The sequence below is a fragment of the Streptomyces sp. TN58 genome (assembly GCF_001941845.1).
Taxonomy (GTDB): Bacteria; Actinomycetota; Actinomycetes; order Streptomycetales; family Streptomycetaceae; genus Streptomyces.
Genome location: NZ_CP018870.1, coordinates 3,143,529 through 3,164,547, shown reverse-complemented (window position 1 = coordinate 3,164,547; position 21,019 = coordinate 3,143,529). Strand labels below are relative to the sequence as shown.

15 protein-coding genes are annotated in these 21,019 nt (G+C 71.8%); 5 read left to right on the top strand and 10 right to left on the bottom strand.

All coding sequences use genetic code 11. The annotated features are described in order from the left end of the window. Positions 1–276 precede the first annotated feature (276 nt). The 6 genes from BSL84_RS14230 to BSL84_RS14205 all read right to left on the bottom strand — a co-directional run bounded on the left by BSL84_RS14230 (position 277) and on the right by BSL84_RS14205 (position 9,935). The gene (locus BSL84_RS14230; RefSeq protein ID WP_030027594.1) at positions 277–2,874 is read right to left on the bottom strand and encodes a bifunctional FO biosynthesis protein CofGH; all 2,598 of its coding nucleotides are present in this window, start codon (positions 2,872–2,874) and stop codon (positions 277–279) included. 40 nt (positions 2,875–2,914) lie between these two features. Beyond that, a complete protein-coding gene (locus BSL84_RS14225; protein ID WP_030027592.1) occupies positions 2,915–3,697 on the bottom strand; it encodes an SDR family oxidoreductase in 783 nt (260 codons plus the stop codon). 139 nt (positions 3,698–3,836) lie between these two features. Beyond that, on the bottom strand, positions 3,837–4,277 hold the full coding sequence (locus BSL84_RS14220) for a hypothetical protein (protein WP_075970468.1): 441 nt from the start codon (positions 4,275–4,277) through the stop codon (positions 3,837–3,839). Next, positions 4,274–8,818 (bottom strand): putative T7SS-secreted protein, encoded by a 4,545-nt coding sequence (locus tag BSL84_RS14215; protein ID WP_075970467.1) that lies wholly within the window; start codon positions 8,816–8,818, stop codon positions 4,274–4,276. Before BSL84_RS14215 ends, BSL84_RS14220 begins: the two co-directional genes overlap by 4 nt. Next, positions 8,815–9,477, bottom strand: coding sequence for a hypothetical protein (locus tag BSL84_RS14210; protein WP_030027586.1), 663 nt, complete (start codon positions 9,475–9,477; stop codon positions 8,815–8,817). Before BSL84_RS14210 ends, BSL84_RS14215 begins: the two co-directional genes overlap by 4 nt. After that, positions 9,474–9,935, bottom strand: a complete 462-nt coding sequence (locus BSL84_RS14205) for a hypothetical protein (protein WP_075970466.1) — start codon at positions 9,933–9,935, stop codon at positions 9,474–9,476. Before BSL84_RS14205 ends, BSL84_RS14210 begins: the two co-directional genes overlap by 4 nt. 307 nt (positions 9,936–10,242) lie before the next feature. On the opposite strand from BSL84_RS14205, the gene BSL84_RS14200 reads away from it, so the two are divergent. The 3 genes from BSL84_RS14200 (at position 10,243) to BSL84_RS36985 (ending at position 13,179) form a co-directional block, all read left to right on the top strand. Then, the gene (locus BSL84_RS14200) at positions 10,243–11,580 is read left to right on the top strand and encodes a diacylglycerol/lipid kinase family protein (protein ID WP_075970465.1); all 1,338 of its coding nucleotides are present in this window, start codon (positions 10,243–10,245) and stop codon (positions 11,578–11,580) included. Between the two features lie 181 nt (positions 11,581–11,761). After that, positions 11,762–12,025: an amphi-Trp domain-containing protein gene (locus BSL84_RS14195; RefSeq protein ID WP_030033284.1), complete on the top strand. Its 264-nt coding sequence runs from the start codon at positions 11,762–11,764 to the stop codon at positions 12,023–12,025. Positions 12,026–12,660: 635 nt separating this feature from the next. Continuing rightward, positions 12,661–13,179 carry a hypothetical protein gene (locus tag BSL84_RS36985; RefSeq protein ID WP_045322716.1) on the top strand — a complete coding sequence of 173 codons (519 nt, stop codon included), beginning with the start codon at positions 12,661–12,663 and terminating at the stop codon, positions 13,177–13,179. On the opposite strand, the gene BSL84_RS14180 is transcribed toward BSL84_RS36985, so the two are convergent. Beyond that, complete coding sequence (locus BSL84_RS14180) at positions 13,157–14,548, bottom strand: PLP-dependent aminotransferase family protein (RefSeq protein ID WP_107484797.1); 1,392 nt, start codon at positions 14,546–14,548, stop codon at positions 13,157–13,159. The genes BSL84_RS36985 and BSL84_RS14180 overlap by 23 nt on opposite strands. Before the next feature lie 73 nt (positions 14,549–14,621). Here BSL84_RS14180 and BSL84_RS14175 point away from each other — a divergent pair, with 73 nt between their 5' ends. Further along, positions 14,622–15,473, top strand: a complete 852-nt coding sequence (locus BSL84_RS14175; protein ID WP_030029644.1) for a hypothetical protein — start codon at positions 14,622–14,624, stop codon at positions 15,471–15,473. A gap of 156 nt (positions 15,474–15,629) precedes the next feature. On the opposite strand, the gene BSL84_RS14170 is transcribed toward BSL84_RS14175, so the two are convergent. The 3 genes from BSL84_RS14170 to BSL84_RS14160 all read right to left on the bottom strand — a co-directional run bounded on the left by BSL84_RS14170 (position 15,630) and on the right by BSL84_RS14160 (position 17,974). After that, complete coding sequence (locus tag BSL84_RS14170) at positions 15,630–15,839, bottom strand: DUF397 domain-containing protein (RefSeq protein ID WP_030029643.1); 210 nt, start codon at positions 15,837–15,839, stop codon at positions 15,630–15,632. A gap of 198 nt (positions 15,840–16,037) precedes the next feature. After that, positions 16,038–16,922 (bottom strand): helix-turn-helix domain-containing protein, encoded by an 885-nt coding sequence (locus BSL84_RS14165; RefSeq protein WP_045322702.1) that lies wholly within the window; start codon positions 16,920–16,922, stop codon positions 16,038–16,040. A gap of 317 nt (positions 16,923–17,239) precedes the next feature. Continuing rightward, positions 17,240–17,974, bottom strand: a complete 735-nt coding sequence (locus tag BSL84_RS14160) for a GOLPH3/VPS74 family protein (RefSeq protein ID WP_030029640.1) — start codon at positions 17,972–17,974, stop codon at positions 17,240–17,242. 1,361 nt (positions 17,975–19,335) lie between these two features. Between BSL84_RS14160 and BSL84_RS34740 the strand changes: the two genes are divergently transcribed. Further along, a complete protein-coding gene (locus BSL84_RS34740) occupies positions 19,336–21,006 on the top strand; it encodes a D-alanyl-D-alanine carboxypeptidase family protein (RefSeq protein ID WP_234363464.1) in 1,671 nt (556 codons plus the stop codon). Positions 21,007–21,019: the final 13 nt, after the last annotated feature.

Here is a 21,019-nt window from a genome sequence, read left to right as displayed (position 1 = left end):
GCGGGGGTGCCCGTACCGGCCGGGACGGAGCCCGTCCCGGGTGCCGGGGCACCGCCGTTCGTACCCCCGTCCGTGATGTCGTTCGTACCGATCACGTCGTCCACCCCCGGCACCGCGCCCCCCGCTGACCAGTCCGTCCGCTGCCCGGCGTCCCTACCCGTACCCGCGAGCATGCGAATCCGCACTGTAGTGGACAGGATCGATCGAAACCGGAGGGGGTACGGCATGCGGCCGGAATACGAACGCCTCCGGCCGTGACAGCCCCTCCGGCCGGTTTCAGTCCAGTCCCAGTACCGGCAGCAGTTCCGGCAGGTGGCCGTCCGAGGCGCGGGCCGCCCGCTGCCGCTCCTGCGGCACCTCCCCGTACAGCGTCGTACGCGGCTTCGCGGGACGGCCCGCCGCCTCCGCGACCGCCACCAGGTCCTGAACCGACTTGTACGAGCCGTAACTCGACCCGGCCATCCGGGAGATGGTCTCCTCCATCAGCGTCCCGCCGAGGTCGTTCGCCCCCGAGCGGAGCATTTCCGCCGCACCCTCCGCCCCCAGCTTCACCCAGCTCGTCTGGATGTTGGGGATGTGCGGGTGCAGCAGCAGGCGGGCCATCGCCGTCACCGCCCGGTTGTCGCGGACCGTCGGGCCGGGCCGGGCGATGCCCGCCAGGTACACGGGCGCGTTGGTGTGGATGAAGGGCAGCGTGACGAACTCCGTGAAGCCGCCGGTCTCCTGCTGGATGCGGGCCAGCGTGCGGAAGTGGCCGAGCCAGTGCCGCGGCTGGTCCACATGCCCGTACATCATCGTGGACGAGGAGCGGATCCCCAGCTCGTGCGCGGTGGTGACCACGTCGATCCAGTCCGCCGTCGGCAGCTTGCCCTTGGTCAGGACCCAGCGCACCTCGTCGTCCAGGATCTCCGCCGCCGTCCCGGGAATCGAGTCCAGGCCGGCCTCCTTGGCCGCCGTCAGCCAGTCCCGTACGGACATGCCCGTGCGCGTGGCGCCGTTGACGACCTCCATCGGCGAGAAGGCGTGCACGTGCATGCCCGGCACCCGCTGCTTGACCGCCCGCGCGATGTCGAAGTACGCCGTCCCCGGCAGGTCGGGGTGGATGCCGCCCTGCATGCACACCTCCACCGCGCCGACGTCCCATGCCTGGGCGGCCCGGTCGGCGACCTGGTCGAGGGAGAGGGTGTAGGCGTCGGCGTCCGTACGGCGCTGCGCGAACGCGCAGAAGCGGCAGCCGGTGTAGCAGACGTTGGTGAAGTTGATGTTCCGCGTGACGATGTAGGTGACGTCGTCGCCGACGACGGACCGGCGCAGGTCGTCCGCGATCCGGCACAGGGCGTCGAGGGCCGGCCCGTCCGCGTGCAGCAGGGCGAGGGCCTGGGCGTCGGTCAGCTTCTCCGGGTCGTCGGCGGCCCGCGCGAGGGCGGCCCGTACGTCGGTGTCGATGCGCTCGGGGACCATGCCGGGCGCGGCCGCCTCGCGCAGGGCCTCCCAGTCGCCGTAGACGTGGTCGAAGTCCTCGCGGCGGTCGGTGGTGCGGCCCTCGGTGTCGATGGCGGTGTGCAGGTCGGTGCGGCCCGTACCGGTCCGCCCGTAGGAGGCGAAGCCCTCGTCGGGCTCCTGCCAGGGCCGCCCCTCGACGGCCGCGGACTCGTCCGCGAGGCCCGTCTCCGCGTCGGCCAGCGCCCGTACGTGCGGCAGCAGCCGCGGGTCCAGCCAGGGCTCGCCGCGCTGCAGGAACTCCGGGTAGACGGTGAGGCGTTCGCGCAGCTCGAAACCGGCGGCGGCGGTCCGCGCCGCCAGCTCCTCGATGTGCGGCCAGGGGCGCTCGGGGTTGACGTGGTCGGGCGTCAGCGGCGAGACGCCGCCCCAGTCGTCGATGCCCGCGCCGATGAGCAGGGCGTACTCGGCGTCCACCAGGTTCGGCGGGGCCTGGATACGGGCGCTCGGGCCCAGGATGTGGCGGGCGACGGCGATGGCCGCGGCCAGCTCCTCCAGCTCCGCGTCCGGCATGCCGCGCATGGCGGTGTCCGGCTTGGCGCGGAAGTTCTGGACGATGACCTCCTGGATGCCGTGGTAGCTGCGCTGGATGCGGCGCAGCTCGAAGAAGGCGTCCGCCCGCTCCTCGTAGGACTCGCCGATGCCGATCAGGACGCCGGTGGTGAAGGGGACGTTGGAGCGGCCGGCGTCCTCCAGCACGCGCAGCCGTACGGCCGGCTCCTTGTCGGGGGAGCCGTGGTGGGGGCCGCCCGGCTCGGACCACAGGCGGGTCGCGGTGGTCTCCAGCATCATGCCCATGGACGGCGCGACGGGCTTCAGGCGCTGCAGCTCGGACCACGACAGCACGCCGGGGTTGAGGTGGGGGAGGAGTCCCGTCTCCTCCAGGACCCGGATCGCCATGGCGCGGACGTAGGCGAGCGTGTCGTCGTAGCCGTGCGCGTCAAGCCACTCGCGGGCCTCGGGCCAGCGGTCCTCGGGGCGGTCGCCGAGGGTGAACAGGGCCTCCTTGCAGCCCATCGCCGCACCCTTGCGCGCGATGTCGAGGACCTCGTCGGGGGACAGGTACATGCCGTGGCCGTCCCGGCGGAGCTTGCCGGGGACGGTGACGAAGGTGCAGTAGTGGCACCTGTCGCGGCAGAGACGGGTGAGGGGGATGAAGACCTTGCGCGAGTACGTGATGACGCCGGGCCGGCCGGCGGCGTCGAGCCCGGCGTCCCGGACGCGGGCGGCGGAGGCGGCGAGGTCGGTCAGGGCCTCACCGCGCGCCTGGAGCAGTACGGCCGCCTCGGCCGCGTCGAGCGCGACGCCGTCTCGGGCACGTCGCAGCGCACGGCGCATCGCGTTTTCGGTCGGAGCGGCACTCGGAGTGGTCATGCGGCGAGCATACGATCCGCAGACCCACCCGTGGAGACCGTCATCTCATCAGCTCACCGGCGTTGACCAGCAACGATTGGCCGGTTATCGCCCGAGCGCGGTCGGAGGCGAGGAACACGGCGGCGTCGGCGACGTCCCCGTCGGTGGCGAGATCGGGCAGCGCCATGCGCTCGGTGAGGCGGGCGTGCACCTCGGACTCGGGGACACCCTCGGTGTGGGCGGTGAAGGTGACGAAGGCCTGAACGGGCGGCCCCCACATCCAGCCCGGCAGCACGGTGTTGACGCGGATCCGGTACGGGCCGAGCTCGCGCGCCATGGAGTACATGGCGGAGGTCAGCGCCCCCTTGGAGGCGGCGTATGCGGCCTGCCGCACCTCGTTGGGCGCGGCGACGGCGGACTGCGTCCCGATGACGACGACGGATCCGCCGCGCTCCTTGAGCGCGGGCAGGCAGGCGCGGGTCATGCGCAGGGTCCCGAGGAGGTTCACGTCGAGGACCTGCTGCCAGGTGCCGAAGTCGGCGTCCTCCAGCCCGCCGAAGTACGAGTCCCAGGCGGCGACGTGCACGACGGCGTCGACGCCTCCGAACCGCTCCCGCGCGAGGGCGGCGAGCGCCTCGCACTGGGCCTCGTCGGCGATGTCGGTCGGCCGGTGCGCGGTGCGGGCGCCGCCGGGGTCGATCTCGGCGGCGCACTTGGCGAGGTTCGCCTCGGTCCGCGCCCCGAGCACGGCGTTCCCGCCGTCCCGCACGACGGCGGCGGCCACCTGATGCCCGAGCCCGGCCCCGACGCCGGAGACGATGACGGTCTTCCCTCGCAACAGCACGACGTACCTCCAGGGACGGACGCGACCACACCTGACGGTGCGTCAGGCTAGGCGCCCGCCACGCGCGAGGGAAGGGGTGCGTACGAGGAGCCCGCGGGTCAAGGACGCGCCGACGCCGAGGCCGAGGCCGGACGGTCGGTCAGAGTGCGTGTGCGATGCCGCGGAACCGATTCAGGGCGGCTGTGTAGTCGTCAAGGACACCGTCGTCGGCGGGCAACGACCCTGCGGTGCTGTCGGCCAACTCTTCCGCCGCGCGCAGCAGGGTGATCGCCAGCGCGGCTCTGCTGACCACTGCCACCTTGCCCGACGCTGATGCCACGCTGACACCTGCCCGCACCGCCTTGAAGGTCAGTGTGAACGAACTGTCGGTGCCGACGAAAGAGCTGGTGGCGGTGCCCCCTGTCAGGAGGCTGCTCGTCGCATCGAGCAGCTGGGTGACCGCCAGGTGGATCATCATCCCCTGATCGGGGTGGTGTCCTGCGGAGTTCGCCTCGCCCAGGTCTCCCCGCCAGAGCATGTCTCCCAGGTCGAACCCGCTGGGGGGCCCTTGGTCGGGGCGAACCGTAAATTGAATGATCATGGAACGTATGACTTTCCTACGGGGAAGAAGGTGATGATCCGGTTGCCGTCCATCGAGTCGACCACCAGTCGATATCTCGCCCTCATGCCGTTGACCACCATCCTCTTCTCGAACGTCTGTATTCGGCGATCAGGTTCGGATATCCGGGTCCCCTTCTCAAGGACCTTCTCCGCAGCTGCCTGAACCTGCTCCCTTGTGGTGGTTGGAGGCATGAGGTCTCCATGCCCGGAAGAGTGGGTCCCGGATATGTGACGCTCATCGATGTGCTGCCACCCTTCCTTCGGGGTCCCGTCCTCCAACCTTGGTTTCGCGTGGCATAGGGCCAGGCCGAACGGGTCGATCCACTCGTAAGGGTGGGGGCCGTACCAATAAGGGTTTTCGCTGCCCGCCAGGCCCAGGGGGTCCGGGGTGAGGTAGCGGGCCGTTTCGGGGTCGTAGGTGCGGAAGTAGTTGTGGTGGAGGCCCGACTCGGGGTCGTAGTACTGGCCGGGGAAGCGGAGCGGCGTGTAGGCCGTGGCGTCGCGCGTCCAGGTGGTGGAGCCCCAGAGCGTGGAGCGGGCGCGCCAGGCGATCTCGCCCGACTCGTCGACGAGCTCCCGCGGGGTGCCGATCAGGTCCGTCACGATGGCGAAGAAGCGGTCGTCCGTCGAGCCGACGACACTCTCCGCCTGGGCGAGGGGATGCAGGCCGTGGTGGGTCCAGGTGAGGGTGACGGGGCCCTCCCGCTGCTCGCAGAGGGTGGTGCCGTCCCACGTGAACAGGACCTCCTCCGCCACCTCGCCGGTAGGGGCCAGGCGCTGCTTGGCCGTGCGGCGCGACAGGGCGTCGTAGCGGTAGCGCCAGCGCGTCCCGTCCGGGGTGGTGACCCCGGACAAGCGGTCCTCGGCGTCCCACTCGTAGTGCCAGCTGTCGGGCTTGCGGGAGAGGCGCGTCTTCTGGCGGAGGACGATGCGGCCCAGGGCGTCGTGTTCGTACCGGACCGTGCCGGCACGGGTGATTCGGGTGCCGGTGTACGAGCGGTCGCCCCGTGCCTCCGCCCCCGGGTGGCGGTCCGGCCAGGCCGCAGCCGTCTGGTTGCCGGCGTCGTCGTAGGCGTAGCGCTCGGACCAGTTGTCGGCGTCGACGCCGGTGACGCGGGCTGCAGCGTCCAGAGTGAAGGTACGCAGGCCGCCCAGGGCGTCGTCGACCGCCGTCAGGGAGCCGTCGGCGCGGTAGCTGTAGCCGCGGCGCTGGAGTGTGCGGCCGTCCTGGCCCACCAGGCGCTGGTCGGTGAGGCGTCCGACGGGGTCGTACTCCTGCACCAGGTCGATGCCAGCGCCGATGTTGCGGGTCCGCTCCCGGCCCGCGGCGTCCCGCTCGAAGGTCAGGGTTCGGCCCGACGCATTGACGGCGCTGCGGCGGCCCGCAGCGTCGTACGTCCATTCCGAGACCGCTCCCGCAGGGGTGGTACGGCGGGCCCTGCGGCCCGCGGCGTCGTACGCGTACGCCAGCGTGCGGCCGTCCACCGTCTCCGAGACGAGACGGCCGTACCGGTCCCGCTCCAGGGTCAGTGTGGTGCCATCCGGTGAGACGGCCCGGGCGAGCCCGTCGAAGACGTCGTATTCGTACGAGGTGACGCCGTCCGCTGTCTCCTTCCGGAGAAGGCGGGAGAGGGCGTCGTGACCGTAGCTCGTCGTCGCACCGAGCGCGTTCGTGCGAGATGTGAGGCGGCCGGCGGCGTCGTATGCGTAGGTCAGCGTGCGGCCGTCGAAGTCCGTTTCGGATGCGAGGCGGCCCGCCTGGTCATAGGTGTAGGTCCAGGTCAACCCCTGGGGGTTGGTGACTTCGGTGAGACGGAGTTCGGTGTCGTGCGTGAACGAGTAGCGGACTCCGTCCGGGCCGGTACGGGACGTGAGGAGGTCGAAGTCGCCGTATTGGGAGAGAGTCACCCCTCCGACCGGGTCGGTGTGGACGGTGCAGTTGCCCTCTCCGTCGTACGTCCAGGACTCCGTGGCGCCGTCCGGCATCTCGCGGCCCAGCAGCCGGCCTTCCACGCTCCACGTCAGGACGGTGGTCAGGCCGAGGGGGTCGGTGACGGTGGTCGGGCGGCCGAAGGTGTCGCGCGTGTAGCGGGTCGTCCCGCCCAGCGGGTCGGTGATCTCCAGCGGCAGACCTGCCGCGTCGCACCGCACCTTCGTGACTGCCCCCAGGGGGTCCGTCACCGTGGCCAGGTGTCCGCGCGCGTCGTAGGTGTAGCGGTGGGTGGCTCCGAACGGGTCGGTGGAGGATGTGCGGTTGCCGCGGGCGTCGTACGTCATGCGCGTGATGCGGCCGTCCGGGTGGAACACCGTCACCGGCAGACCGAGAGCGTCGTACTCCGCACGCACCTCGCGGCCGTCCGGCCGGACCAGAGAGGCGAGACGGCCCTGTTCGTCGTAGACGTGGCGAGTCGTGTGGCCCAGCGGATCCGTTTGGGTCAGACGGCGGTTGAACGCGTCGTATGTGTGGCGGGTGGTCGCTCCCGCAGGGTCGATCTCCGCGACGACCTGCGCACGGTCGTCGACCAGGTACCGGGTCTCGTGGCCGAGGGAATCGGTGTAGGTGGTGAAGCCGTCCCCGTAGGCGAACCGGACGTTCAGGTGGCCGTTGGTGCCGGACTGGGCGATGCAGCGGTGCTGGTCGTCGTAGACGTAGTCGAATTGCCTGCCGTTTGTGTCGGTCCAGGAGGTGATCCGGCCGAGGTCGTCGTAGCCGAATCGGAGGGGGCGTCCGGAGGAGTTGGTGACGTGGGTGAGGTGGCCCTCCGTGTACGCGTAGCGGAGTACCTCGGTGCCGTCGGCGAAAGAAAGGCCGGTAATTCGGCCGTCGGACGAGGCCAGGCGTATCTCGTAACCACCGCTGTGTGAGACGGCGGTCGGGGTACCCGCCTCGTCGTGGTCGAAGGTGATCCAGGCGCCGTTGCGGTCGTCGAGCTGGGTCAGGAGACCTTCGGGCGTGAAGTGGCGGACATGGCCGGAGTCGGAGTCGGTGACGGTGTACCCGCCGTCCGCGTCGAGTGTGAGCGGCCACTGCTGGCCGTGGCCGGGCAGTGCGGGCACGCCCGGCTCGGGTCGGGGGTAGACGAGCAGGCTGCCGTCCTCGCGGACGAGGATCACGCCTTCCTCGTCGATCTCCAGGCGCTGATCGATCGTGGACGCCCAGGACGGGCCGAACCAGCGTCCCGCCCGGTACGAGGACTCGAAGGTCCGGCTGAGCACGAGCGGCAGCGAGCCGGGCAGAGTCAGGTCCGTCTGCGGCAGGACCATGCGGCCGGTCGCCACGTCGACGGGGTCGCCATTGCATTTCAGCTTGGCTTTCTCGCGGGCGGCAGCCGCGGCCTCGGCCTCCGCCTTCGCCTTCGCGGCGGCCTGGGCCGCCTCCTTGCTCGCTGCCCGGCCCGCTGCGTTGTCGGCGAACCGCATCGCCGTCCGTGCTGTCGTGAAGCCCTTCGGTCCGAGGAGATCAGGGAGGAGACGGCCCTTGAACTCGCTGGAGTCCGCCATGTAACTGTCGATCAGCGGACCGGGGATGCGTTCGGGGTGCGAGGCCGTCGAGACGAGACCCGCCAGCGTCATGTTGACGTTCTGCTGGTAGTCGGCGGGGTGCGTCACGGTGTACACGTCGATCGGGTTCAGACCTCGTGCGAAGTTCAGCGTTCCCGCCGCGCCCTTGGCCACACCGCCCACGAAGTGGTTGAGTTCGACTGCCTCCGAGCCCGCGTAGTCGGCGAGCCCGGCCAGCAACCGGTCCGTCGGGGGCGGCTCGGCTGGAGCGTGCTCCATGGCGGCGTTGAGACTCCGCTCCGCCGTCGAGGCCGCCTCATCCCGCTGCCTGCGCGCCTCGTTGAGCACTTCCTTGGCTCGCTTGCGCCCGGCCGCACCCGGGTCCACCCCTTCCACCGGCTCCGGACCCGGATCGCGGCCTGCCTCCGAGGCGGCTACGTAGGCCTTCTCCTTCGCGACGTGCGCCTCGTGAGCCTCCTTCGTCGCCTTCACCGAGGCCTTGTACAGCGCGATGGCCTCCTGGGCCTGCTTCTGCGCCCACTCGACCATGTCCGCGTACCGGGTGAGCGCGCCGGCGGCCGCCTCGCACGCATCCGAGGCGCGCAGCCAGTCGGCCGGGTGCATCGCGAACCTCTCGCGGAACGCGTCGGCGGCCTGCCCCTTCCACCGGTCGGAGTCGAGGGCCTTCATGCCCTGGCCAACCCGCTCGAAAGCGGCCTGGAAGTCGGTGAGGTGGGTCGCCGAGGCCCGGATCGCCGACGGCTTGCCGTGGACCAGCTCCTCGGCTTGTTCGCTCTCGCCGAGCTCCTGCTCCCGGATGGACGCGCCCATACTGGATGCGAGGTCGTCGCCGAAGTCCTCGACCGTGTCCGCCCACCCGTGCGCACCGACGCGGTCGAGGACGCCGCCGATCTCGTCGGTGGCTCTGTCCACCCCGTGGCCGATGACCCTTTTCGCCGAGTCGACGCCGTTCTCGATCTTGTCCAGGCCCTTGTCGACCAGGGCGCCCCAGTCCGTCATCGGCCCTCACCGCCCGGCCGGGACTCGGACCCTTCGATGATTTCAGCCGTCTCTGGGGCCGGGCCCACGATGTCGTAGACCGCTCCGTCCATGTCGTCGCGCAACCCGGTGGCGTCGAGGAGGTGGTTGTGCATCCAGATGTCGGAGCTGTTCGCGTCCCGCACCGCGGTCTTCCAGGCCTCGTTGCCGTTCTCCGTGGCACGGCCGAAGGACTCCCGGCCGTAGTCCGCGTCGCGGATCTGCGTGTAGGGGTTGTCGGAGAGCACCTCGCCCCAGTCCTTGCCGATGACGTCCTTCTCGGTGGCGTACGGATTGCCCAGCGCCGCGTTCGCCATGACCTTGAAGCTGCCTTGGATGTACTGGTCCTGTTCATGCACCAGGCCTGCGGAAAGGCCCACATTCAGGGCGAAGGCATTGCCCTGCTGCACCAGTGACCGGACCCCCCACCCCCAGCGCTCACAGAAGGTGCCCAGGGTGGACGTCAGGCCTGCGTGCCCGGTTTCAACCCCGGACAGGCTCAGTTCGGAGAAGCCGCGGCCCATGCTCGCCTCTCCGACTGACCCGAGCTCCTTCAGTTCCGAGAGGCTGTCCGTGATTCCCTTCGCGATCTGTCCCAGGGCCTGCTTCGAGACATCAAGGTCCGAACCGTCGCCGCTCATGCTGCCGCCCCGTCAAGTGCCGCCGCATCCGGCACGATTCCGCGCAGGGGCGGTAGCACCATTCCTTCCGGCCCTGCCGCGTTCATGGCGACGCCGCAGGGAAAGGTGAGTGCCGGGATCACGTCGTCGAGCAGGCGGGCGCCGACGACGCGGCGGTACGTCCACTCCCGGTCTCCCTCGCCGCGGGCCACGGCGAACCGCGCGAGGGCCTCCTCGTCGGAGAAGGCGCAGATCCAGTCCAGCCCGCCGAGTTCGACCGTCCACAGGCCTTCCCGGCCGTCCAGCGGCACCAGCAGGAGCCGACTGCGGAAGTCCGCCAGTCGATTCAGGGCCGCCTCGCGCGCTGCCGTCGGCGCGTCGGCCGCAGGGGGGCCGGCGGCCTCGTCGGACGGTGCTGAGGACGCATGCCGCCGGCTGGCATCGACGCGCAGCCGACCCCACTCCTCGTCGAACCCCACCCCGAGACTCCCCCCACCGCTGGTCAGCCTGTCTGCCGAGCTGTGTCTCCCACGCGGTCCAATCGAACGTACTTTTGCATGGGGGTGCGAGGTCGACCAACTTTACTGTTCGGTAGCGCACATATCGCGCCAGGGAGGTCGAGTTCATGTGCTCGATGCGGTCGTGATGGTCGGTTGCAGGAGCAATGTGATGGGTGCGGCGGGTGCTTCGGCGGGCCTGGGGTGGGTGTTCGGGGGATGATCGGGTGGGAGGCGTCCTGGCGGGGACGATTCGCCGTGCCAGGGCCCGGTCGGAGGACGTGAGGACATGTCGCACTCGCAGCCTGCCGGCGTGCCGCCGCGCGCCCGGCTGTTCGCCCTGCTGGCGCTGGTCTGTGCGCTGGGCGCGGTGGTGGTGTTGGCGGCGGCCGGTCAGCGCGGCGGGCTGGTCGTCGTCGTGGTCGGCGTGGCCGGCGCGGCGCTCACCGCCATGGGGACCTGGTGGGTGGTCGCCCACCGCGGACCCGTCCGGCTGGCCGGGGCGTTGCTGGCCGTGGCCGCCCCCGTCGCCATCCTCGTCGTCTACGCCCGGGCCGACCTGTGGCCCACGGCGCTGGCCGCCATCGCGGTGTGGGCCGCCGCCGTGGTGTGCGCGCGGACGGCGCTGCGTGCCGCGCGGCCGCCCGCCGGCATGCGGGCGGTCCCCGCCGAACGCCCGCGGAAGCCGGTGCTGATCATGAATCCGAAGTCCGGCGGCGGGAAGGTCGGCCGCTTCGGCCTCGTCGAGAAGGCCGAGGCCTTGGGCGCCCGCGTGGTGCTGCTGGACCCGGAGGTCGTGACGGACGTCGCCGCCGTCGCCCGCCGGGCGGTGGCCGAGGGCGCGGACCTGCTCGGGGTGGCGGGCGGTGACGGAACCCAGGCCCGGGTGGCCGAGGTGGCGGCCGAGAACGAGCTGCCGTTCCTGGTGGTCTCCGCCGGGACCAGGAACCACTTCGCCATGGACCTCGGCCTGGACCGCGAGGACCCGGCCCGGTGCCTGGACGCGCTGACGGACGGCGAGGAGCTCAGGGTCGACCTGGGCTTCGCCGGGGGCCGCGCCTTCGTGAACACGGCCTCCTTCGGCGTCTACGCGGAGGTCGTGCAGCTCCCGGAGTACCGGGACGCCAAGGCGGACTCGGCGCTGAACGCCCTGCCCGACCTGCTCCTCGGCTACGCCGGACGCACCCTCGAAGCGGCGACCGACGAGATGCGACTGGAAGCCCAGCAGGCGCTGCTGGTCAGCAACAACCCCTACTCGTCCCCGGAGCCGATGTCGGTGGGCGCCCGCCGGGCCCGCCTCGACCTCGGCATGCTGGGCGTCGTCGGGATCCGCGTCAACAACGCCGCCCAGGCGGCCGACGTGGCGCTGCGCGGCGCACGGGCGGCGGGCCTGCGCGTCCTGACCTCCCGGCAGGTCGTGATCAGGTCGGACGCCGGGAGCGTCCCGGTCGCCGTCGACGGGGAGGCCCTGACCCTGCCCACGCCCGTCACCTGCTCCATCCGCCCGGGCGCGCTACGCGTACGGGTGCCGCGGGAGCGGCCGGGCGCTCCGGCGGCCGGTCCGCCGATGCAGTGGCGGGACGTCCTCGCGCTGGCCTTCGACCGGTCGCGGCCGGGGGCGTGGTGACGGCGTCGGCGCATGCGCGGGGGAGCGCCCCGGGATGCCCGGCCCCTGGTACGGCGGCACAATGAACCTTGTCCGTGACCTGGTGATCCCGGTGGTCCCGGTGGTCCCGGTGGTCCCGGCGAGCCGAGCCTTGACCGGTGATCCCGCTGTTCCCGCTGGTCGTGGCGGATAGGAGACAGCCGTGAAGGACCTCAAGTTCGAGCAGAAGAGCTCCCTTTCACGCCTGGAGGCCGCCGATCAGCTCTCCGCCCTCGCGGAGGCCTTGCGGCGTGGCGGCAACGCCGAACTGGAACTCGGCCCCGGCACGATGAGCCTGCGGATCCCCGACGAACTCAGTACCGAGATCGAGGTCGAGGTCGGCGACGGGGAGATCGAGATGGAGATCGAGCTCAAGTGGCCCACCGGCACATCCACCGCCACCGCGCGGTCCGGGGCCGCGTCATAGTGGCCGCGGGCGGCGGACCGGAGGAGGCCCGGCGAGAGGCTCGCGAGGAGGCCCGGCGGGCGGCTCGTGAGGAGACCCGTGGGCAGGCCCGTGAGGAGACCCGTGGGGAGGGCCGTGGGGAGGGCCGTGAGGCGGCGCCCGCAGGCGTCCCGGACCCGGCCCGCGCCGAGTTCCCGGAGTCGGGTCGTGGTGGGTTCCCGGAGCCGGGTCGTGGTGGCTCCCCGGAGTCGGGCCGCGCCGAGTTCCCGGAGTCGGCCCGCGCCGAGTTCCCGGGGCCGGGCCGCGCTGGGTCCCCGGGGCCGGGCCGCGGTGGGTCCCCGGAGTCGGCCCGCGCCGAGTTCCCGGAGTCGGGCCGCGCTGGGTCCCCGGAGTCGGGCCGCGGTGGGTCCCCGGAGCTGGGCCGCGCCGACGCCCCAGAGTCGGGCCGCGCCGACGCTCCAGAGCCGGGCCGCGCCGACGCCCCGGAGCCGGGTCGCGGTGGGTTTCCGGAGTCGGGCCGCGCCGACGCCCCAGAGCCGACCCCCGGGGCCCCGGGGACGGCCCCCGAGGTTCCCGGGACGGCGCCCGGAGCGGCGCCCGCGCCCGCTGCCCCGGGAGCGGGCCCCCAGGCGGCTCCGCGGAAGCGCCGGGCGCGGCTGCCCCATGAGGACGCGGAGGACGCGGCAGGGGCAGAGGGGGGCGGGGGACACGTCCGGGGGGACTACACCGGTGCCGTCTACGGCTCCCTGCTCGCCGCCTCCGTCGTCGTCGGCGCCGGCACGCTCGGCTCGTTCCCGCGACTGCAACTCATCGGGCTGCTGCTCGGCACCGGCGTGGTGTTCTGGGCCGCGCACGTCTTCGCCCGCCTCTTCGGCGCCCGCATGATGGGCCGGCTCAGCTGGGGAGTGATCCGCCGCACCTCCCGGGAGGAACGCCCGATCATCGAGGCGGCCGTACCGCCGGCCCTCGCCGCGGCCGTCAGCCCCTGGTTCGGCCTCGGGCCGCAGGGCATCGCGTGGCTGGCCCTGCTGGTCGCCCTGGCGGGCCAGGTCGGCTGGGCGACCGTCGCCGCCAGACGCGCCGGCGCCTCGCGCCGCCTCATGGCGGTCGCCGGCATCGTCAACCTCCTCCTCGGGCTGGTCATCGTGCTGCTCAAGGTCGGGCTCCAGCACTGAGGCCCCGCGACGCGCCACGGCCGCCGCCCGGCGCCCCGCCGTTCCGTCCCGGTGCCCCGCCGTACTCCGCCAGCGCCGCGCCGAGGCGCCCGACTCCCTCGGCGATCTCCGCCGGGGTGTGCGTCGTGAAGGACAGGCGCAGCGTGCGCGGGTCCGGGCTGCCCGTGTGGAAGGGGGCGCCCGGGACGAAGGCGACGCCGTGTGCGACGGCCGTGGCCAGCAGGGCCGTCGCGTCGTGGCCCTCCGGCAGCCGGGCCCACACGAACATGCCGCCCTCGGGTCGGTTCCACTCGCAGTCCGCCGGCAGCGTCCGGCTCAGCGCGTCCTGCAGGGCGTCGCGCCGCTCGCGGTACGCGCCGCGCACGGTGGATATGTGCGCGTCCAGGTCCACGGTCGCGAGGTAGTGCGCCGCGGCCAGCTGGTCCACCGTGGCGGTGTGCAGGTCCGCCGCCTGCTTCGCGACCACCGCGGCACGCAGCAGAGCCGCCGGCGCCCGCATCCAGCCCAGCCGCAGCCCCGGCGCCATGGTCTTCGAGAAGCTGCCGAGGAGGGCCGTACGGTCCTCCGCACCCGCGTGGGCGGCGAGCCACGGGAGGTCGTCGCCCTCGTAGCGCAGGTCGCCGTACGGGTCGTCCTCCACCAGCCACAGACCGAGGCGGGCCGCGACCTCCGCGACCGCCGCCCGGCGGGCAGCGGGCAGGGTACGGCCCGTCGGGTTTTGGAAGGTGGGGATCGTGTAGAGCAGCTTCGGCCGCTCCCGCGCGACGAGTTCCGCCAGCGCGTCCGGCAGTACGCCCTCGTCGTCGCAGGGCACCGCAACCACCCGCGCCCCCGCCAGGCCGAAGCACTGGAGCGCGGCGAGGTAGGTGGGGTTCTCGACCAGCACCACGTCGCCCGGCTCGACCAGAGCCGCTGTGACGAGGGCGAGGGCCTGCTGCGAGCCGGAGGTGACGAGTACGTCGTCCGGGCCGGCCGGCAGCCCGCGCGCCGTGGCGCGCGCCGCGACGGCGGCGCGGAGCTCCGGCGCTCCCTCGGTGGTCGAGTACTGGAGCGCCCGGCGCGCCGACAGCGCGAAGGCGGCGTCGTACGCGGCGCGCAGGCCCTCGGTGTCGAAGAGTTCGGGGGCGGGGAGGCCGCCGGCGAAGGAGATGATCCCGGGCCGCTGGGTGAGCGCCAGGATCTCGCGTACGGGGAGCCCTCGACCGAGGCGGCGCGCGCGGCGAACGCGGGCGGTGCGGCGACGGAGGCGGTGGCGACGGCGGCGGAAGCAGGGGAGGCGGAAGCGGTGGAGGCGGGGGCGGCAGCGGGCACGGGGCTCCTCCGGGAGACGGGTGAGCGCATCGTAGCCGCAGGAAGTTGTAGACGGCATGTATGTGTCAGGGGGTGGACTCGGATCCGTACGCCCCCTCCCGATCTGACGCTGTATCAGCTAGACCGTTCCCATGACGACAGCAGAGCAGGACTCCGGCACCCGCGTCGACGACTACGCCGCCCTGGCGGCCGTGGGCCCTTACGGCGTCCGCCCCGGCCATGCGCTGATCACCATGGTGGAGCCGCACCCGGGCCACGAGTACGCGTACAACCGCTGGTACGAGGACGACCACTACTACGCCGGCGCCATGGCCATGCCCTGGATGTACGCCGGCCGCCGCTGGGTGGCCACCCGGGAACTCCAGGAGCTGCGCTACCCCGAGAAGTCGGCCGTCGCCCAACCGGTCACGGCGGGCTGCTACATCTCGACGTACTGGGTCACCGAGGGCCGCTACGACGAGCACATGAAGTGGACCGTCGGCATCAACAAGCGGCTCAACCGGGACGGGCGCGTCTACCAGGACCGGACCCACGTCTTCACGGCCTTCCAGGACCACATGGCCACCGTCTACCGCGACGGCGCCGCGGGCCCGCGCGACTACCACGCGCTCGATCACCCGTACGCCGGACTGGTGGTGCAGGTGGTTGACGCCGAAGGCCCCGAGCAGCGGGCCGAGTTGCTGGAATGGCTGCGCTCGCGCGCGCTGCCGAGGCGGCTGCACGGCTCCCCGGCGGCGATGGTGACCGTATTCCGGCCGACACCGCTGCCCGGTGACCGGATGACGTACGTCAAGCAGGTGGAGGGGGTCGACACGCGCCTCACGCTGCTGTGGTTCCTGGAGGAGGACCCCCGGGGCTGCTGGGACCGCTTCCGGGGGCTTGACGCGGAGGTCGCGGAGGCGGGCCTGGGGCGGGTGGAACTGGTGGCCCCGTTCATCCCGACGGTGCCGGGCACCGACCGGTACGTCGACCAGTTGCGCTGACCGGCTGACCGGCTGACCGGCTGACCGGCTGGCTGAACCGGCTGTGCCCCGACGGGGGCGGGGCGAGGCGGGGCGGGCATGGCCGAGCCCCCTCGGCCAAGACGGCGGACCGGTCGAGAGGGCTCCAGGCGGGACGGTCGGGACGCGTGGTGATCTTCAGGCGAGGCGTCCCAGCCGGCCTTCGGTGACGTCGGTGACGAACGAGGTCCACGAGCCGGGCGCGAACGTGAGGGACGGGCCGTCCTGCACCTTCGAGTCGCGTACGGCGATCGCCTCCATGACGGGGGACTTGACCTCGACGCAGGCGCCGTTGGCGGAGTAGGAGGACTTGACCCAGTTGTCGTTGGCGCCCTGGCGAATAGCCATGTTTCTCTCCGGTGAGCGAGTAGTTCCGGTGTCCTGTCGGCCATTTCCGGCTGACGTGATCGACGCTACCGGCAGCTCCTGACGGGTGAAGGAAGCATTCACCCGACCGGGTGGCATATTCCATTCAAGCCTTCTGTGGCTGGGGATCGACGGTGTACGGTGCCGCCCCCGATCCCGCCCGTCCCTTGCGTCACAGGACTATTCGCCTTTGTCGGCATATTCGTCGATGATCCCCAGGATGAACTCCCGTGTCCGGTCGACACCCAGAGCCTGGGCGCGCAGGTGCTCGTACATCACGCTGTACTTCTGGACGTCGTTGGCCTTCTCCAGGTACAGGTCGCTCGTCACACCCTCGATGTAGACGACCGTCGAATCGGACGCGTCCGGGAACTCCAGGATCGCGTACTGGCCGTTCACGCCGGGGTGCGCGCCCAGCTCGAAGGGCATCACCTGCACCGTGACGTGCGGCTGCTCCGACTGCTCTATCAAGTACTCAAGCTGTCGGATCATCAGCTGGGCGTCGCCCACGTGGCGGCGCAGCGCCGCCTCGTCGATGACCGCCCACAGGCGCAGCGGCCCGAGGTCCGGGTTGTTGTTCTCGGTCTCGGAGAGCCGCTTCTGGCGGTGCATCCTCACCTGGACGCGCTTGTCCACGTCGGCCGGCGCGGTCTCCGGCCACGCGCCGCGGACGAGGGCCTGGGCGTACTCCGTGGTCTGGAGCAGCCCCGGGATCACCAGGGGCTCGTACGTGCGCAGGCTGGCGGCATCCGTCTCCAGCCCGATGTAGACGCTGTACGGGATGTCACCGAAGGCGTGCCACCAGCCCTGCTGGCGGGAGTCCTTCGCCATCTGCATGAGGGAGTCGATGAGCCGGCGGTCCTCGACCTCGTACACGTCGCACAGGTCTCGGACGTCGCGCTGGCTGATGGAACGGCGGCCGTTCTCCAGTCGGCTGATCTTCGACTGGGAGACGAGGAGGCGTTCGGCGACCTGTTCGGCCGTCATGCCCTTGTCCTCGCGGAGCTTGCGCAGCTCCATTCCCAGTCGGCGGCGTCGGACGGTGGGATTGACATTGGACGCCACGTGAACGGCACCTCCGCCTTCTTCTGTAGTGCAGCAGCTGTCTCTCTGCGTGGCTGATGTTCAGCAGACTGCCACCGAAGCGGTCGGCGCCGCTGGGGAACGGCGGGGAAAACACAGACGCGCGGGGTGGCGGAGCCGGAGGACCGGCCCCGCCACCCCGCGCGCCGGCAGTTCGGTGCGGTGGTGCGGTGCAGCTGAGGTGCGGGTGGAGCTGTGGTGCGGGTGGTGCGGGTGGTGCGGTGCGGCTGTGCAAAGGTCGAGCGGTGGAACGGTGGAACGGTGGACCCGGGATCTGTCCGGTCCGCACCTGGGGTGGATCAGTGCGCGGCCACGCGGGCCATCGCACCCGTGCGACGCGGCTGCATCGCCATGCCACCCGCCGCGGGCCGGGCCTGCGGCGCCGGTGGGCGTTCCCGGCGCGGCTGTGCGGCCACACCGTTCTGGACGTCCATCACGGCGTGCGCCACGAGTCCGCCCATCGGGTCGTGCCTGATCAGGTCCCGCAGCCGGGACCTGGACGAGCGCCCCTCGTTGCCGGGGTACAGGTGCTTGCCGAGTCCGACCGCGTGGGCCAGCGCGGCGAGCGCCGCGGTCCGCGGGTCCGGCGGTACGCCGGTGCGGATCGCACTGTCGAGCCGGGCTCGGATCTCCCGGCTGATCTCCGTGTCCGTCGCCTGGTAGCGAGTCGTCGGCAACACCCCGCACATCTGTCCCGCGACGGCATGGACCATGCCGCAGCGCTCAAGGTGCGCGAGGTAAATCTGACGGAGCCCCAGCCGGGGCCCGCCGATCCAGTGGACGGCCCGTACCGGGCTGCCGCGCCTGCGCAGCAGTTCCAGTGCGGAGTCCAGAGTCGGATCTCCTGTCGGCCGTGGCATCACCACGGCGATACGATCCCCATCAGGGGCTATCCGTCCTGCCAGAGCCAGCTCCACTAGCTGTGCCCCGGCCAGGCCGAGGTCGAGCGACTGCGGCTGCGCCGTGGTACCCGTGGCCGGGTCCAAGGCGAGCAGCAGAAGCTCCTCCGGAATTGTTCTGCGGCTCCTGCCCATCCATGCCTCCCCGCGTGGATGAGTGACAGGGTGACGCCTCTCACATTCATCTGTCGAGAGCGCGTGGCCGCTTTGTGGGGGAACCCGCAGCTATGTCGTTCTCGTCTAGCACGGGGGCGATGCCCCCGAGACGGGACACTGTTAGACATTCGGACAGCCGAACGTGGCGGCGATGAGGAGGAGCGGTGGCGGGCGAGTCCCCCGACAAGTCGGTAGATGAAGAAACGCCGGGGGCGGCGGAGTCGTCCGCGGAGCGCGACCCGAGGCTGTCGGTGTTCCGGCCGAGGGCATCCGAGGACGGTCCCGTGGTCACCCGCGGGGGCGACAGCGGGGCGGGTGCCGGTGCCCGTGCCGACGGCGATGTTGATTCGGCCGAGGCCGAGGCCGGTGCCGGTGCCGGTGTGGCCGGGGCCGACGCTGAGGCCGAGGCCGGCGGGCGGGATGCGCTGCGCGAGGCCGTCGCGGCATGGGTCGCCACCACGGAGGAGCCCGCTTCCGGCTCCACCGGTGTGGATGCCGCGGACACGGACGGTTCCCCGGCCGACGCCGACACGGGCTCCGCCGGCGCGGGCCGGGCGTCCGGTGAGGTAGCCGAGCGTCCCGCTTCTGCCGGTTCGAAGCCTGCGGCTGCCGGGTCGGCGGCCGGCGAGCGTCCCGGTTCCGCTTCGGGTGAGTCGAAGTCCGCCGGCGGCGGTTCCGGCTCCGGTTCGGGCGAAGGGAAGTCCGCGGCCGCGGACGGCGTCCGCTCCGACGCAGGTGCTGCTGCGTCCAGTGCGGCCGATACCGCTTCCGGTGAGTCGAAGCCTGCGGCTGCTGGGTCGGTGGCCGGTGAGCGTGCCGGTTCTGCTGCGGCCCGGGCGAATGGTTCCGCTTCCGGCGCGGCGAAGTCCGCTGTCGCGGACGGCGCCCGCTCTGGCTCCGCCGACGCGGGCGAGTCGTCGGGCGAGGCCGACGGGGGCCCTGCCGAGGCCCGTGTGGCTGGTTCCGGTTCCGGCGAGGGCGATGTGGACGGTGACCGTCCCGGCTCCGGCGGGTTGGGTTCTGGCGGCGCGGGCCGGGCGTCCGGCGATGGTTCCGCTTCCGGCGAGGGGAAGTCCGCGGTCGAGGACAGTGAGCGCACCGCGGTGTTCCGTGCCGTGAAGCCCGGCTCCGCCGGGACCGGTAGCCCGAAGCCTGCGGAGACTCCCGCCGACGAGTCGGCGGACAGTGAGCGCACCGCGGTGTTCCGTGCCGTGAAGCCGGACTCCGCCGGGACCGGGTCCGGGTCCGGGTCCGGGTCCGGGGAGGCGAAGTCCCGCGGCGTGCGGCTGCCGAAGGGGCCGGCGCCGGCCGCGCCCTCGAAGCCCGCTGCCGAGGAACCCGTGGACAGCGAGCGCACCGCCGTGTTCCGCGTGCCGAAGGTGGACGCGCTGAAGCCCGACAGCGGGGACAAGCAGAAGCCGAAGCCCGCAGCCGCGAGGCCGGCCTCCCCTTCCACCTCCGCTTCCACCTCCGCTTCCGCTCCTGCCGACGGGGCATCCACCGAAGACAGCGAGCGCACCGCCGTCTTCCGCGCCCCGAAGCCGGCGGCGCCCCGGCCCGACGCGCCCAAGGCCAGTACCTTCGTGCCGCTGCGCGCCGACGGCGGGGCGGCGCCGAAGGCCCCGGTTCCGCCGGCCCCGCCGGCAAAGGCATCCGCGGCGACCACCACCGAGCGGTTCGACCACAGCGACCGGAGCGAGCGGACCACCCAGCAGCCGCTGCCGCCGAAGCCTCCGCTCGACATGCTGGCGGACCTCACGAACAACCCGCCCCCGCCGCCGAGCCCCCTGCGCACCGCCGTCCGCCGGATCAAGATCTACGCACCGCTCGTCGTGCTCCTGGCGGTCATCCTGTCCGTCGTGCAGCTCGTACGCCCGCTGCCCGAGCCGAAGCTCGTGATGACGGCGAAGTCCTCGTACACCTTCGAGGGCGCCGCGCCGCAGCTGCCCTGGCCCACCGAGGGCCAGGCGTACATGGCGGCCGCCGGCCTCGGCACGCTCGGCCAGTCCGGCGAGCAGAAGCCGGTGCCGATCGCCAGCGTCACCAAGTCGATGACGGCGTACATCATCCTGCGCGACCACCCCATCAAGAAGGGTGAGCAGGGCGCGATGATCGACGTCGACAAGACGGCCGAGACGGAGGGCAAGAAGAACGACTCCGTCAACAACGAGTCCACGCTCGACACGGTCAAGGAAGGCGACAAGATCTCCGAGTACGACGCGATCGCGGCCCTCATGATCCCGTCGGCCAACAACATCGCGCGGCTGCTGGCGCGCTGGGACTCCGGTTCCCAGGAGGCGTTCGTCAAGAAGATGAACGACACCGCCAAGGAACTCGGCATGACCAACACCACGTACACGGACCCCTCGGGTCTGGACGCGACCACGGTCAGCACCGCCGAGGACCAGGTGAAGCTGGGCCTGAAGCTGGTCGAGATCGAGACGTTGCTCGACATCACCAAGAAGCCGTTCTGGGTCGACCCGTCCGGGAAGAACTGGCGCAACTGGAACGGTCTGACAGGGCCCAGCGGCGCGCTCGGGATCAAGACCGGTACGACGACGAAGGCCGGCGGAAACCTCCTCTTCGCCGCGCAGAAGAAGATCGGCAACACCAACCAGCTGATCGTCGGAGCCGTCCTCGGCCAGCACAAGCCGGCGATCATCGACACCGTGCTCGCCGCGAGCAAGCAGCTGATGACCGCCACGCAGAAGGCCCTCGACGGAGCGGTCGTCGTGAAGAAGGGCCAGGTCGTGGGGTACGTCGACGACGGGCTCGGCGGCCGGACGCCGGTCGTCGCCACCGCCGACGTGCAGGCGATCGGGTGGGCATCGCTGACCGTGGACGTGAAGCTCGCGGACGGTGGCAGCAAGGTGCCGCAGACCGCGAAGGCCGGTACCGAGGTGGGCCTGCTGACCGTCGGCGAGGGCGCCAGCCAGGTCAAGGTGCCGGTGGCACTGCAGAGCGACCTGGCCTCGCCGGGCATCGGCAGCAAGCTGACCCGCATCGGCTGACGCGCGTGCCGCG

What these genes read in the sequence shown, in the direction of transcription:
- BSL84_RS14230 (WP_030027594.1), bottom strand. Translation starts at nt 2,874, where the DNA reads ATGACCACTCCGAGTGCCGCTCCGACCGAAAACGCGATGCGCCGTGCG.
- BSL84_RS14220 (WP_075970468.1), bottom strand. Translation starts at nt 4,277, where the DNA reads ATGATCATTCAATTTACGGTTCGCCCCGACCAAGGGCCCCCCAGCGGG.
- BSL84_RS14215 (WP_075970467.1), bottom strand. Translation starts at nt 8,818, where the DNA reads ATGACGGACTGGGGCGCCCTGGTCGACAAGGGCCTGGACAAGATCGAG.
- BSL84_RS14210 (WP_030027586.1), bottom strand. Translation starts at nt 9,477, where the DNA reads ATGAGCGGCGACGGTTCGGACCTTGATGTCTCGAAGCAGGCCCTGGGA.
- BSL84_RS14200 (WP_075970465.1), top strand. Translation starts at nt 10,243, where the DNA reads ATGTCGCACTCGCAGCCTGCCGGCGTGCCGCCGCGCGCCCGGCTGTTC.
- BSL84_RS14180 (WP_107484797.1), bottom strand. Translation starts at nt 14,548, where the DNA reads ATGCCGTCTACAACTTCCTGCGGCTACGATGCGCTCACCCGTCTCCCG.
- BSL84_RS14175 (WP_030029644.1), top strand. Translation starts at nt 14,622, where the DNA reads ATGACGACAGCAGAGCAGGACTCCGGCACCCGCGTCGACGACTACGCC.
- BSL84_RS14170 (WP_030029643.1), bottom strand. Translation starts at nt 15,839, where the DNA reads ATGGCTATTCGCCAGGGCGCCAACGACAACTGGGTCAAGTCCTCCTAC.
- BSL84_RS14160 (WP_030029640.1), bottom strand. Translation starts at nt 17,974, where the DNA reads ATGGGCAGGAGCCGCAGAACAATTCCGGAGGAGCTTCTGCTGCTCGCC.